Here is a 13333-nt window from a genome sequence, read left to right on the forward strand (position 1 = left end):
TCCAGCGTTCGAATCCACCGATTCAGAGCGCTTACTTAGGATCAAACAAGCGTTGCATCGCCTTGATGGCCTTTTGCTAATTTTTTGAGTGCGTTCTCATTTGGAATCAGTACAATCGCCCTTTTTGCGCCCCCGAGAATGGAAGCGATACGGCGGTGATTTCGAGAACTTTCCATGCTCATCGGTAGCTACTCCCCCACACTGGTCATCATTTCGCTTTGCGTGGCCATTCTTGCCTCGTACACCGCCCTCGACCTGACCGGCCGTATCGCCACGGCCAAGGGCCGGGCCGTGCACCTGTGGACGGCGGGGGGCGCGTTTGCCATGGGCGTGGGGATCTGGTCGATGCACTTCATCGGCATGCTGGCCTTCGATTTACCCATCGACCTGGGCTACGACATCGCCATAACGTTGCTCTCGCTGCTGATCGGCATTCTCTCCAGCGGCTTCGCCCTGTGGCTGGTCAGTCAGCCGCAATTGCCGCTGTGGCAATTGGGGTTCGGTGCGCTGGTGATGGGGGCGGGAATCAGTGCGATGCACTACACCGGCATGGCCGCCATGCGCATGCAGCCGGGAATCGACTACGACCCGACGCTGTTCAGTACGTCGTTGTTCATAGCGGTCGCCGCGTCCGGTGCGGCGTTGTGGATTGCCTTCCACTTGCGTCGGAACACCCCTTACGTGCGGCTGATTCGTGGCGGGGCGGCGGTGATCATGGGGATTGCCATTGTCGGCATGCATTACACCGGTATGGCGGCTGCACAGTTTGCCGATGGCAGCTTCTGTGGCGCGGCCACCGATGGCCTTAACGGCGAGGGCCTGGATAATCTCGTACTGATCACTACTCTGGCGGTGCTGAGCATTGCCTTGCTGACTTCGATTCTCGATGCCCGCCTGGAAGCCCGCACCGCAAGCCTGGCCCAATCCCTGACCGAGGCCAATCGTGAACTCACACAATTGGCTTTGCATGACACTCTGACCGGTCTGCCGAACCGGGTCTTGCTGGCCGACCGTATCGATCAGGCGATGTCGCGGGTCAACGGCGAGGGCGGTTGCTTTGCCCTGATGTTCATCGATCTGGACGGCTTCAAACCGGTCAACGATGCGTTCGGTCATCACATGGGCGACCAGCTGTTGCGTGAGGTCAGCCTGCGCCTGCGCGAAGACCTGCGCAGCCAGGACACGCTGGCGCGAATCGGTGGCGATGAGTTCGTGTTGCTGGTGCAGTTGACCGAACCGAACGACGCGGTGGGGCTGGCGGCACGTCAGGTCAGCTTGATTTCCCGGGCTTTTCGCGTCGCTGAACATGATTTGCAGATTTCCGCCAGCGTGGGCATCGCCCTGTATCCGGGTAATGGCCAGAGTGCCCATGAATTGCTGATGAACGCCGACGCGGCGATGTATCACGCCAAAGGCGCGGGTAAAAACGGTTACAGCTTCTTTGACGCTTCGATGAACAGCAACGCGCGCAAGCAACTGCAATTGTTGCAAGACCTGCGCAATGCCGTGGAGCATCAACAATTCTGCTTGCATTACCAACCCAAGTTCGACGCCAGCAACGGACGGCCGGTCGGTGCCGAAGCGCTGTTGCGTTGGGAACATCCGACCCAGGGCATGTTGCTGCCGGACAAGTTCATCGAACTCGCGGAAAAGACCGGGCTGATCATTCCCATTGGCGAATGGGTACTCAACGAAGCCTGCCGTCAGATGCGTGAGTGGTATGTGCTGGGCTACACCGATTGGCGTATCGCGGTAAACCTTTCTGCGTTGCAGTTCTGCCATGCCGGACTGGTGCAAAGCGTCGCCAAGGCGCTGGCCACGCACCATTTGCCGGCCAACAGCCTGACCCTGGAAATCACCGAAACCACGGCCATGAGCGATGCCGACGCGAGCATGACGGTGTTGCAGGAACTGTCGGACATGGGTGTCGACCTGTCCATCGATGACTTTGGTACCGGTTACTCGAGCTTGATGTACCTCAAGCGCCTGCCGGCCAATGAATTGAAAATCGACCGGGGATTCGTGCGTGATCTCGAGCGTGACAGTGACGATGCAGCGATCGTTTCCGCGATTGTCGCCCTCGGTCAGGCGCTGGGTTTGCGCATCGTCGCCGAAGGCGTGGAGACCGGTGTGCAGCAGGACTTCCTGACCCAGCTCGGCTGTGATTCGCTGCAAGGCTATCTGCTCGGTCATCCGTTGCCGGCGCAACGTTTCATGGTTGAAATCCATCGTGCGGAGCAATTGGAACTCGCCTGACCTGTGGCGAGGGAGCTTGCTCCCGCTGGGTCGCGAAGCGGCCCTCGGTAACGCTCAGTTCAGCGAATGCTGCGCAGTAGAGCGGAGCGCTAGCTCCCTCGGCACATCGGTTGGCAGCAGGTTCATGCAAAAACCGCGAAGGACAGTTATTCTTCCCCTCGACCGCTTACGCTTGAAATGGGGAAAGCCTGCATGGTTAAAGTCATCGTCATCACTGGTGGCAGTCGTGGCATCGGTGCCGCCACCGCCCTGTTGGCCGCCGAACAAGGCTATCGGATCTGCATCAACTATCAGTCCGATGAACAAGCTGCGCAGAGCGTGCTGGAGCAGGTTCGTGCACTCGGTGCCCAAGCCATTGCGGTTCGCGCAGACGTCAGCATCGAAGACGAAGTCATCGCCTTGTTCAATCGAGTGGACACCGAACTGGGCCGGGTCACGGCGCTGGTGAACAACGCCGGCACCGTCGGGCAAAAGTCCCGGGTCGACGAAATGTCCGAATTCCGCATTCTGAAAATCCTCAAGACCAACGTTCTGGCCCCTATGCTGTGCGCCAAGCACGCCATCCTGCGCATGTCGCCCAAACACGGCGGGCAGGGCGGCAGCATCGTCAATGTGTCCTCGGTCGCCGCCCGTCTGGGCGCACCTAATGAATACGTCGACTACGCGGCATCCAAGGGCGCACTCGACACCTTCACCATCGGCCTGTCCAAGGAAGTCGCAGGCGAGGGAATTCGTGTCAACGCGGTTCGGCCCGGATACATCTACACCGATTTTCACGCCTTGAGCGGCGATCCGGACCGGGTCAGCAAACTTGAGTCGGCCATCCCCATGGCCAGGGGCGGGCGCCCGGATGAAGTGGCCGAGGCGATTGTGTGGTTGTTGTCGGACAAGGCATCGTATGCGACGGGGACGTTCGTCGATCTGGGCGGTGGCCGTTAAGCGTAGAGTTGAGTTGATTGCACTGGCCTCATCGCCAGCAGGCTGGCTCCCACAGGGTTGAGTGTTGCACCCTATTGTGGGCGCCAGCCTGCTGGCGATGGCGTCAGTCGAGACACCATCAACCCATCAGAACGACCGCACAATCCGCCCCAACGTCTCCATCGCCTTTTCCGATTCCTCGGTCCACGGGCTCCCATAATTCAATCGAATACAGTTCCTGAACCGCTGCGCCGGCGAAAAGATCGGCCCCGGCGCAATGCTGATGCCTTGCGCCAACGCCATTTGAAACAACTTCAACGAATCCATCTGCGCCGGCAGTTCCAGCCATAGAAAATACCCGCCAGCTGGCTGGCTGACACGAGTCTGTGCGGGAAAATAGCGTGTAATGGCCGCCAGCATGGCGCTCTGTTGATCTTCCAGCGCATGGCGCAATTTGCGCAGATGCCGGTCGTAGCCGCCGTGTTGCAGGTAATCGGCAATGGCGGCCTGGGCTGGCATCGATGCACACAGCGAGGTCATCAGTTTCAGCCGTTCGATTTTCTGCGCATAGCGGCCGGCAGCGACCCAGCCGATGCGGTAGCCGGGGGCGAGGCTTTTGGCGAACGAGCCGCAATGCATCACCAGGCCTTCGGTATCGAACGCCTTGGCGGGTTTCGGTGCCTGCTGACCGTAATACAGCTCGGCATACACATCGTCTTCTATCAGTGGCACCTGATGACCGCGCAGCAATTGCACCAGTTGTTGTTTCTTGGCCTCAGGCATGGTCGCGCCCATGGGGTTCTGGAAACTGGTCATGCACCAGCAAGCCTTGATCGGGTATCGATCCAGGGTTTGCGCCAAAACCCCGAGATCGATGCCGTCACGGGGATGCACCGGGATTTCCACGGCTTTGAGTTTCAACCGTTCCAGTATTTGCAGGCAGGCGTAGAACGCCGGGGCTTCGATGGCCACCAGGTCGCCGGGCTGGGTCACCGCTTGCAGGCACAGGTTCAGCGCCTCGAGGGCACCGTTGGTGATCAGCAGTTCCTCCATGGGCAGCATCAGTCCGCCAACCATGTAGCGCAGGGCAATCTGCCGGCGTAGCTGCGGGTTACCCGGCGACATGTCGGTGACCACCATGCGCGGGTCCATTTCCCGGGTGGCGCTGGCCAGCGAGCGCGACAGGCGTTGCAGCGGAAACAGGGTCGGGCTGGGGAACGCCGAACCAAATGGCACGGTGTTCGGGTCTTTGATCGAATCAAGGACCGAGAACACCAGTTCGCTGACGTCGACCTCGGTGGATTCGTTGACCTGGCTGCTGATCACGGGTTCGGAAAACGGCCGCGGAGCGTGGGCATTGACGAAATAGCCGGAGCGCGGGCGGGCGCGAATCAAGCCACGGCGCTCAAGCAGGTAATAAGCCTGGAACACCGTGGACGGGCTGACCCCGTAGGTCTGGCTCGCATAGCGCACCGACGGCACGCGCTGGCCGGGACCCAGGACGCCGGTGCGGATCAGTTCAGCGATGTCATCGGCGAATTTTTCGTAGCGTTTCATCGGTATCCCGCGATCGAATCAATCAACTGTGGCGAGGGAGCATGCTCCCGCTCGGCTGCGCAGCAGTCGCCAGTTCTTTGGGGGGCGCTTCGCACCCCAGCGGGAGCAAGCTCCCTCGCCACAAAGGTCTGCATCTTAAAGGATCAACGGTTCATCGGCGCTACAAACCGGCTCTTCGCTACGCTGTAGATTCCCGGTTCATCACCGTCGACGATTTTGAAACTGATGCTCTGCGAACTGCTGGTCGGCCGCTCGGCAGTCATGGCCACCGAGACCGGCACGTCGACAATTTCACCGGGTGCCAGGCTCAAGTCGGTCGTGCCCTGCAACTGGAAGCCGTCAGCGTTGACGAGGGTCAATTGGTAATTCTGGCGCTGCTGGGTTTTGTTGATCACTTTCAGGCTGTAGATGTTTTCGATCTGCCCCTGACTGTTCTCGCGGAACAGGCCACGGTCCTTGCTGACATCCAGCGAGACCATAGGCCGCTCGATCAAGGCGAATACCAAGGCCGCGATCATGACCAACAGCACGGCGGTGTAGCCAATCAGCCGTGGCCGTAGCAAGTGGGTCTTGCCACCCTGCAACTGGCGTTCGGAGGTGTACCTGATCAAGCCGCGCGCGTAGCCCATTTTGTCCATGATCGAATCACAGGCATCGATGCACGCCGCGCAACCGATGCACTCCATTTGCAAGCCGTCGCGGATATCGATGCCGGTGGGGCAGACCTGCACGCACAACTGGCAATCGATGCAATCGCCCAGGCCGACCTCGGCCGGTTTGACTTCACGCTTGCGCGGGCCACGATTTTCGCCCCGGGCGACGTCATAGGAAATGGTCAGGGTGTCCTTGTCGAACATCACGCTTTGGAACCGTGCATACGGGCACATGTGCATGCACACCGCTTCACGCAACCAACCGGCGTTGATGTAGGTGGCGCCGGTGAAGAAGACGACCCAGAACAAACTGACACCGCTCATCTGCAGGGTCAGCAGTTCTTCGGCCAGCGGCCGGATCGGCGTGAAGTAGCCGACGAAGGTCAGGCCGGTCAGCAGGCTGATGGCCAGCCACAAGGTGTGCTTGGCTGAGCGACGCATGAGTTTGTTCAAGCCCCAGGGCGCGGCTTGCAGTTTGATGCGCTGATTGCGCTCGCCTTCGGTGACTTTTTCGCACCACATGAAGATCCACGTCCAGGAACTCTGTGGACAGGTGTAGCCGCACCAAACACGGCCGGCGAATACGGTGATGGCGAACAGACCGAACGCAGCGATGATCAGCAGTGCCGACAGCAGAATGAAGTCCTGCGGCCAGAACGTGGCGCCGAAGATGTGGAATTTGCTTTCGCCAAGATCCCAGAGCACCGCCTGACGTCCACCCCAGTTCAGCCATACGGTACCGAAAAACAACAGGAACAGCAGTCCTGCACCGCTTATGCGCAAGTTGCGGAAAAGGCCGGTGAAGCTGCGTGTGTGAATCAGGTTGTCGCTGGATTTGACCTTCATCTTTGCACGTGAAGGTTCGAATGTTTCAACGGTTCGGACGGGGATTCTCTCGCTCATGGTCTTTCGCTCATCAGCCTCCATCAGGCAGGCGCACTATGAGCGTCGATCTGTTTGCATAACAGACTCAGGTATTGCAATAAAAAGCAGATCAGATGAAGGACGAGCAATGACCTGCGACAAGTTGAAGCACTCGTCCAGGCGCGGCGCAAACGCCCATGTCAGACGCCTGCGGCTGTGGTCGACAGGATCGGTCAGATCACCGAATCACTGTCCGTGGCTTTCAAGTGACGGCGACCATCGACAGCACCTGCTACGGTCAATGCGTCGGCCTCAGCTTCAGTGATGTAAATGCGCTGACCGTCGATGTCCACCGCCGACATGGCTTTTTCGCCGTCCGTGACGATCGTCACATCGGGGCACAGGCGAATTTCCTCGCCGTTTTCAGTGGTAAAGAAGCAGGTTTCGTTTTCGATACGTACGGTCATGGCGATGTCCCTGTTTTTTTGCGAGTACTGAAACTTTAGGGCGTCTGCACTGGATATCGTTCTGTGCAACCGATTAATGGTCGCCATGGTCCATGCTCCATGGATCGTTCAAAAGGAAAAACAACATGAATGCCTGGTGGCATGAAGTCTGGGTGACCCTGCAAGCGGAGTTCGCCGACATTGGCGACGCGTCACAGCTGACACGCGTTACCGTGCGCCTGGTGACGGCGGCGGTGCTCGGCGGGATTCTCGGTTTTGAACGTGAGCACAAGGGCAAGGCAGCGGGCGTTCGTACCCACATGCTGGTGGCCATCGGTGCGGCGCTGTTTGTGCTGGTACCGCAGATGTCCGGCTCGCAAGCCGATGCCATGAGCCGCGTCATGCAGGGTGTGATCGCCGGGATCGGCTTTCTCTGCGCCGGCACCATCCTGAAAAATGAGGAAGGTGATGAAGGTCACGTCAAAGGCCTGACCACCGCCGCCGGTTTGTGGATGACCGCTGCCATTGGCGTGTCGGCCGGGTTGGGGAGGGAAGCAACGGCGGTACTCAGCACTTTGCTGGCGTTGGGGATTCTGAGCGCGATGCCCCGAGTGGTGAAAATCTTCGAGAAGAACAACGACCACAATGATCAACAGAATTAACGGAAGGAGCGAGCCTGGGCGCGTTGGTCCTGAGTATTGCGCGGAGCATCAGGCTTCCCGCGTCATTGTTGACAATCATCGCGAGCAGGCTCGCTCCTGCAGGTAAACGGCGATTGGTCGTTATTCCGGTGTAACGATGACAGGTGGCATGGTCGTCGGTGGTTCTTCCCTTGGAGGAGGGTTCGTTCCGGGTGGGTCTTGCTCGGGCACCGGTTGCGGGTCGCTCGGCGGTATTACCGGGTTGTCGATGTTCGGATCGGGTGTTTCAGCCGGGAATGGATTGTTCATCGTTCCTGCCTCCAGTGGCACATGGCGTGAGTCGTGCTTAAGTTGTTGACCACCGACTGAGGGATTTGATTCCGGCCAAATGCCGATGAACTTTTCCCGGCGATGGTTGCTCGGAACCTAAGTGAGTTGATTGCCGGGCGGATGGCCCGACGGGATGACAACCAGACACTTGAGCGTCCATGGGGCGTAAAGGAGAGATGCTCGATGACGGCTGAAAAACCGACAGAACTGAGCTACAACCCGCACATGCCATTGTCGCAAGCGCTGCTACTGCCGCGCATTGTCATTGAAAACACCATGCCGACGCTCGAAGGTGGCCAGTTTGCGGTCAAGGCCGTTGTGGGCCAGGACGTGGTGGTCATCAGCAAAGTGTTCGCCGACGGTCACGACAAACTGGCGGTGCGTGTGCGCTGGCGGGCCGAAAGTGATGACACCTGGCAAAGCGAAGTCATGGCCGATCTGGGCAATAACGGCTGGCAAGGCAGCTTTCGGGTGCCGAGTCAGGGCCGTTATGTGTTTTGCATCGAAGCCTGGATCGATCAGTTCGCCAGTTTTCGCTACGAGCTGGAGAAAAAACACGCCGCCGCAGTGCCGGTCAGCCTGGAGTTACAGGAAGGGCGCCTGCACGTCCAGCAAGCGGCCGAGCGCAGTGAAGGGCAACTGAGCGAACAACTCGCCGCGTTGCACCATGAATTGTCGGGCCTGCTCGAAACCGAGCAGGTCGCATTGTTCCTGCACCAGCGTAGCGCCGACTTGATGGCTCAGGCCGATCATCGTGCCTACCTGAGTCTGAGCGCTGAATTTCCGATAGACGTTGAGCGCGAGCTCGCACAGTTCGCCAGTTGGTATGAGTTGTTCCCGCGCTCGATCACCGACGATCCGCATCGCCACGGCACTTTTAATGACGTGCACTCACGTCTGCCAATGATTCAGGACATGGGCTTTGACGTGTTGTACTTCCCGCCGATCCATCCGATCGGTCGCAGCTTTCGCAAAGGGCCGAACAATTCCCTGACCGCCGGACCTGACGATCCCGGCAGCCCCTATGCCATTGGCAGTGAAGAAGGCGGGCACGAGGCAATCCATTCGCAATTGGGTACCCGCGAGGATTTCCGGCGACTGGTCGCCGCTGCCGCAGAGCACGGCCTGGAAATCGCCCTCGACTTTGCCATTCAGTGTTCCCAGGACCACCCATGGCTCAAGCAGCATCCGGGATGGTTCAACTGGCGGCCCGACGGCACGATCAAATACGCCGAGAACCCGCCGAAAAAATACCAGGACATCGTCAACGTCGATTTCTATGCCGCTGATGCGATTCCCAGCCTCTGGATCGAATTGCGCGACATCGTCCTGGGCTGGGTCGAGGAGGGGGTAAAGATTTTTCGCGTGGACAATCCGCACACCAAACCGCTGCCGTTCTGGCAATGGCTGATCGCCGATGTGCGGGCGCTGTATCCGGAGGTGATCTTCCTTGCCGAAGCGTTTACCACGCCGGCGATGATGGCCCGACTGGGCAAGGTCGGTTACTCCCAGAGCTATACCTATTTCACCTGGCGCAATACCAAGACCGAACTGGCGACATATTTCACTGAACTCAATGAATCGCCCTGGCGCGAATGCTACCGGCCGAATTTCTTCGTTAACACACCGGACATCAATCCGGCATTCCTGCATGAATCCGGGCGCCCCGGTTTTCTCATCCGTGCTGTGCTGGCGACCATGGGTTCTGGCTTGTGGGGCATGTATTCCGGTTTTGAACTGTGCGAATCGGCACCGGTGCCGGGCAAAGAGGAGTACCTCGACTCCGAAAAATACGAAATCCGCCCACGGGATTTCACCGCCCCAGGCAACATCATTGCCGAAATCGCCCAGCTCAACCGCATCCGCCGGCAGAACCCGGCATTGCAGACGCATTTGGGCCTGAAGGTCTACAACGCCTGGAACGACAACATCTTGTATTTCGGCAAGCGCAGTGCCGATGGCAGCAATTTCATTCTGGTAGCGGTCAGCGTTGATCCGCATAACGTCCAGGAGGCGAATTTTGAATTGCCGCTGTGGGAAATGGGCCTGCCCGACGACGCCAGTACCCAGGGCGAGGACCTGATGAACGGCCATCGCTGGACCTGGCATGGCAAATATCAATTCATGCGGATCGACCCGGCCTACCAGCCGTTCGGGATCTGGCGGATTACCGTCTAGCAAATGATCGTTCCCATGCTCCGCGTGGGAATGCAGCCCGTGACGCTCCGCGTCACTGGACGCAGAGCGTCCCTTGAGGCATTCCCACGCAGAGCGTGGGAACGATCTGCTTCAGGGAGTTCTCTCGTATTCAACAGGAGTTTCAAATGGCGAAGAAACCCAAGGCAGCCACCTTCATCAAGGACCCGCTCTGGTACAAGGACGCGGTGATCTATCAAGTACACGTTAAATCTTATTTCGACTCCAATAACGACGGGATCGGCGACTTTCCTGGCTTGATCGCCAAACTCGACTACATCGCCGAACTCGGCGTCAACACCATCTGGCTGCTGCCGTTCTATCCCTCACCACGCCGCGACGACGGCTATGACATTGCCGAATACCGCGGTGTCCACAGTGATTACGGCACCATGGCCGATGCCAAGCGCTTTATTGCCGAGGCACACAAGCGCGGTCTGCGGGTGATAACCGAACTGGTCATCAACCACACCTCCGACCAGCACGCCTGGTTCCAGCGCGCCCGCAAGGCCAAGAAAGGCTCAGCGGCGCGGGATTTCTACGTGTGGTCGGATGACGATCAAAAGTACGACGGCACGCGCATCATTTTTCTCGACACCGAAAAGTCCAATTGGACTTGGGACCCGGTGGCCGGCCAGTACTTCTGGCACCGCTTCTATTCGCACCAGCCCGACTTGAACTTCGACAACCCGCAGGTCATGAAAGCCGTGCTGTCGGTGATGCGTTACTGGCTGGACATGGGTATCGACGGTTTGCGCCTCGACGCGATCCCGTACCTGATCGAGCGTGACGGCACCAACAACGAAAACCTTCCTGAAACCCACGATGTGCTGAAACAGATCCGCGCCGAAATCGATGCCAATTACCCCGACCGCATGTTGCTGGCCGAGGCCAATCAATGGCCGGAAGACACCCAGCTGTATTTCGGCGACACCGACAAGAAAGGCCTGAACGGCGATGAATGCCACATGGCGTTTCACTTTCCGCTGATGCCGCGCATGTACATGGCGCTGGCCCAGGAAGACCGCTTTCCGATCACCGATATCCTGCGCCAGACCCCGGAAATCCCGGCCAACTGCCAATGGGCGATTTTCCTGCGCAACCACGATGAGCTGACCCTGGAAATGGTCACCGACAAAGAGCGCGATTACCTCTGGAATTACTACGCGGCCGACCGTCGGGCGCGGATCAACCTGGGGATTCGCCGCCGGCTGGCGCCGCTGATGGAACGTGACCGCCGCCGGGTGGAGCTGCTCAACAGTTTGCTGCTGTCGATGCCCGGCACGCCGACCCTGTATTACGGCGACGAGATCGGCATGGGCGACAACATCTACCTCGGCGACCGCGACGGCGTGCGCACGCCGATGCAATGGTCCATTGACCGCAACGGTGGTTTCTCTCGCGCCGATCCGGCCAGCCTGGTCTTGCCGCCCATCATGGACCCGCAATATGGCTACTTGTCGGTCAATGTCGAAACCCAGGCCGGCGACCCGCATTCGTTGTTGAACTGGACCCGACGCATGCTGACCGTGCGCAAGCAATCCAAGGCGTTTGGTCGTGGCACGCTGAAAATGCTCTCGCCGACCAACCGTCGCGTATTGGCCTACACCCGTGAATACACCGGGCCCGACGGCAAGCACGAAATCATTCTGTGCGTGGCCAACGTTTCGCGCAGCGCTCAGGCGGTGGAGCTTGATCTGTCGGCCTACGTCGGCATGGTTCCGGTGGAAATGCTTGGCGGTAATGCCTTTCCGCCGATCGGCCAGTTGAATTTTCTCCTGACCCTGGCGCCCTACGGTTTCTATTGGTTCGGACTTGCCGCCGAAAACCAGATGCCCAGCTGGCACGTCGAGCCGGCGCAAAGCCTGCCGGACTTCACCACGCTGGTGCTGAAAAAACGCATGGAAGAACTGCTCGAAGCGCCATCACGGGGCACGCTGGAACAGAGCATCCTGCCGAGCTGGTTGCAGAATCGTCGCTGGTTTGCCGGCAAGGATGCGGCGATCGACAAGGTCGAGCTGGCTTACGGTGTGCGGTTTGGTGACGCTCAGCATCCGGTGTTGTTGAGTGAGATCGAAGTCACCAGCGGCGGCCAGTCCAGCCGCTATCAATTGCCGTTCGGCTTCATCGCCGAAGACCAGGTAGGCGCGGCGTTGCCTCAACAACTGGCGCTGTCGCGGGTGCGCCGAGGGCCTCAAGTCGGCTTGATCACCGATGCGTTCAGTCTGGAAAGCTTTGTCCGCGCCGTATTGCAGGGCATGCATAACAACATGGTGTTGCCTTCGGACGGTGGCGAGATCCGCTTTGAACCGACCGCCGAACTGGCCAAGCTGGGCCTGACGGCGGAATCCGAAGTGCGGTATCTGTCGGCGGAGCAATCCAACAGTTCGGTGGTGGTCGGCAACAGTCTGGTATTGAAACTGATCCGCAAGGTGGCGTCGGGCGTGCACCCGGAACTGGAAATGAGCGCTTATCTGACCGCCGCCGGCTTCAGCAACATTTCGCCGCTGTTGGGCGCGGTGGTTCGCCGGGACGCCGCAGGCGAAGACAACCTGCTGATGATCGCCCAAGGCTACTTGAGCAATCAGGGCGATGCCTGGGAATGGACCCAGAACAACCTCGAACGGGCACTGCGCGATGAGTTGGCGGACGCTGTGTCGGAACAGGAACAGCATTACAACGCCCTCGGCGAGCTGAAGGATTTCGCCGGCATGCTCGGCCAGCGCCTGGGCGAAATGCATCAGGTACTGGCGGCACCGGGAAACAACCCGGACTTCGAACCGCAAATCACCACGGCAAAAGAGGCGCTGGCGTCGGCCAAGGACGTCGCTGCGCAAATCGAGCACGCACTGAAATTGCTCAAGCAGCATCAAAACGAACTGAACCCGGCAGACAAAACCTTGGTCAGCCGTTTACTGGACAACAAAAAGGCCATCCTCGCCCATGTGCAGGCGCTGGCCAAAAAGACCGCCGGTGGCCTGCGTATCCGCGTGCATGGCGACTTGCACCTGGGGCAAGTGCTGGTGATCAAGGGGGACGCCTACCTGATCGACTTCGAAGGCGAGCCGGCACGACCGCTGCATGAACGAAGGGGCAAGCACAGCCCGTACAAGGATGTCAGCGGGGTACTGCGTTCTTTCGATTACGCAGCGGCCATGACCATCAACGTGCACAACGTCGACAACACGGCGCAGGCCCAGGCCGCGCGCGAGCGCGTAGCGACTCGCTATTTGACCGAAGCCAGGCAGGCATTTGTCGACGCTTATCGGCTGGCGGCAGCTACGCTTGATCATGCATGGCAAGATCCAGAAGGCGAGGACGCCGCATTGGCGTTGTTCGGCCTGGAGAAGGCGGCGTATGAAGTCGCTTACGAGGCGGAAAATCGCCCCGGTTGGTTGCCCGTGCCGTTGCACGGTTTATATGGATTATTGAGTGGGCTTAAACCCTTTTCCGATCTTGGTGGAGAGTAGTC

At 59.2% G+C, this 13333-nt stretch carries 10 protein-coding genes; 5 read left to right on the forward strand and 5 right to left on the reverse strand.

Annotated features, from left to right (window positions below; genetic code table 11):
* Positions 1-41 precede the first annotated feature (41 nt).
* The gene (locus D8V06_RS30360) at positions 42-182 is read right to left on the reverse strand and encodes a hypothetical protein (protein WP_177434407.1); all 141 of its coding nucleotides are present in this window, start codon (positions 180-182) and stop codon (positions 42-44) included.
* Here D8V06_RS30360 and D8V06_RS10425 point away from each other — a divergent pair.
* Together D8V06_RS10425 and D8V06_RS10430 are read left to right on the forward strand one after the other, a co-directional pair.
* Complete coding sequence (locus D8V06_RS10425) at positions 175-2256, forward strand: EAL domain-containing protein (protein WP_130930926.1); 2082 nt, start codon at positions 175-177, stop codon at positions 2254-2256. The genes D8V06_RS30360 and D8V06_RS10425 overlap by 8 nt on opposite strands.
* 192 nt (positions 2257-2448) lie before the next feature.
* Positions 2449-3195, forward strand: a complete 747-nt coding sequence (locus tag D8V06_RS10430) for an SDR family oxidoreductase (RefSeq protein WP_056855600.1) — start codon at positions 2449-2451, stop codon at positions 3193-3195.
* A 126-nt stretch (positions 3196-3321) separates the two neighbouring features.
* Here the strand turns inward: D8V06_RS10430 and mapR are convergent, their stop codons facing one another.
* The 3 genes from mapR to D8V06_RS10445 all read right to left on the reverse strand — a co-directional run bounded on the left by mapR (position 3322) and on the right by D8V06_RS10445 (position 6715).
* Positions 3322-4731 carry a GntR family transcriptional regulator MpaR gene (mapR, locus tag D8V06_RS10435; RefSeq protein ID WP_056855493.1) on the reverse strand — a complete coding sequence of 470 codons (1410 nt, stop codon included), beginning with the start codon at positions 4729-4731 and terminating at the stop codon, positions 3322-3324.
* 143 nt (positions 4732-4874) lie between these two features.
* Positions 4875-6287 (reverse strand): cytochrome c oxidase accessory protein CcoG, encoded by a 1413-nt coding sequence (ccoG, locus tag D8V06_RS10440; RefSeq protein WP_130930927.1) that lies wholly within the window; start codon positions 6285-6287, stop codon positions 4875-4877.
* Positions 6288-6481: 194 nt separating this feature from the next.
* Positions 6482-6715, reverse strand: coding sequence for a DUF3203 family protein (locus D8V06_RS10445; protein ID WP_056855491.1), 234 nt, complete (start codon positions 6713-6715; stop codon positions 6482-6484).
* A 125-nt stretch (positions 6716-6840) separates the two neighbouring features.
* On the opposite strand from D8V06_RS10445, the gene D8V06_RS10450 reads away from it, so the two are divergent.
* Positions 6841-7356 (forward strand): MgtC/SapB family protein, encoded by a 516-nt coding sequence (locus tag D8V06_RS10450; protein ID WP_056855490.1) that lies wholly within the window; start codon positions 6841-6843, stop codon positions 7354-7356.
* Between the two features lie 120 nt (positions 7357-7476).
* On the opposite strand, the gene D8V06_RS30365 is transcribed toward D8V06_RS10450, so the two are convergent.
* Positions 7477-7644, reverse strand: coding sequence for a hypothetical protein (locus D8V06_RS30365; RefSeq protein ID WP_177336591.1), 168 nt, complete (start codon positions 7642-7644; stop codon positions 7477-7479).
* 204 nt (positions 7645-7848) lie between these two features.
* On the opposite strand from D8V06_RS30365, the gene D8V06_RS10455 reads away from it, so the two are divergent.
* Both D8V06_RS10455 and treS read left to right on the forward strand, forming a co-directional pair.
* Positions 7849-9843: an alpha-1,4-glucan--maltose-1-phosphate maltosyltransferase gene (locus tag D8V06_RS10455; protein WP_130930928.1), complete on the forward strand. Its 1995-nt coding sequence runs from the start codon at positions 7849-7851 to the stop codon at positions 9841-9843.
* A gap of 146 nt (positions 9844-9989) precedes the next feature.
* Entirely contained in the window at positions 9990-13331 is a 3342-nt protein-coding gene (gene treS / locus D8V06_RS10460; RefSeq protein ID WP_130930929.1) for a maltose alpha-D-glucosyltransferase, read from the forward strand.
* Positions 13332-13333: the final 2 nt, after the last annotated feature.

It is taken from the genome of Pseudomonas sp. Sample_24 (assembly GCF_004307605.1).
Classification (GTDB): Bacteria; Pseudomonadota; Gammaproteobacteria; order Pseudomonadales; family Pseudomonadaceae; genus Aquipseudomonas.

What these genes read in the sequence shown, in the direction of transcription:
- D8V06_RS10425 (WP_130930926.1), top strand. Translation starts at nt 175, where the DNA reads ATGCTCATCGGTAGCTACTCCCCCACACTGGTCATCATTTCGCTTTGC.
- D8V06_RS30360 (WP_177434407.1), bottom strand. Translation starts at nt 182, where the DNA reads ATGAGCATGGAAAGTTCTCGAAATCACCGCCGTATCGCTTCCATTCTC.
- D8V06_RS10430 (WP_056855600.1), top strand. Translation starts at nt 2,449, where the DNA reads ATGGTTAAAGTCATCGTCATCACTGGTGGCAGTCGTGGCATCGGTGCC.
- mapR (WP_056855493.1), bottom strand. Translation starts at nt 4,731, where the DNA reads ATGAAACGCTACGAAAAATTCGCCGATGACATCGCTGAACTGATCCGC.
- ccoG (WP_130930927.1), bottom strand. Translation starts at nt 6,287, where the DNA reads ATGAGCGAGAGAATCCCCGTCCGAACCGTTGAAACATTCGAACCTTCA.
- D8V06_RS10445 (WP_056855491.1), bottom strand. Translation starts at nt 6,715, where the DNA reads ATGACCGTACGTATCGAAAACGAAACCTGCTTCTTTACCACTGAAAAC.
- D8V06_RS10450 (WP_056855490.1), top strand. Translation starts at nt 6,841, where the DNA reads ATGAATGCCTGGTGGCATGAAGTCTGGGTGACCCTGCAAGCGGAGTTC.
- D8V06_RS30365 (WP_177336591.1), bottom strand. Translation starts at nt 7,644, where the DNA reads ATGAACAATCCATTCCCGGCTGAAACACCCGATCCGAACATCGACAAC.
- D8V06_RS10455 (WP_130930928.1), top strand. Translation starts at nt 7,849, where the DNA reads ATGACGGCTGAAAAACCGACAGAACTGAGCTACAACCCGCACATGCCA.
- treS (WP_130930929.1), top strand. Translation starts at nt 9,990, where the DNA reads ATGGCGAAGAAACCCAAGGCAGCCACCTTCATCAAGGACCCGCTCTGG.